1 protein-coding gene is annotated in these 227 nt (G+C 55.9%); it reads right to left on the bottom strand.

The genetic code is table 11. The annotated features are described in order from the left end of the window. Positions 1–227: hypothetical protein (locus N8L90_RS09500; RefSeq protein WP_419991968.1), on the bottom strand; the 227-nt coding region annotated here is incomplete at both ends.

Raw genomic sequence — 227 nt, 5'->3', positions numbered from 1 at the left:
TCAGCAAGTACTAGCGCCGTAGCGTCTACCTCAGCGTCAACAAGTGCCGTAGCGTCTACCTCAGCATCAACAAGTGCGGTAGCGTCTACCTCAGCAAGCACAAGCGCAGTAGCCTCTACATCAGCAAGCACAAGCGCCGTAGCGTCTACCTCAGCAAGCACAAGTGCTGTAGCGTCTACCTCAGCGTCAACAAGTGCCGTAGCGTCTACCTCAGCGTCAACAAGCGC

The organism is Streptococcus mitis (assembly GCF_946190115.1).
Taxonomy (GTDB): domain Bacteria; phylum Bacillota; class Bacilli; order Lactobacillales; family Streptococcaceae; genus Streptococcus; species Streptococcus mitis_CO.
Note: the sequence above shows the minus strand (reverse complement) of the source record. Positions and strands in the feature narration are given on the sequence as shown.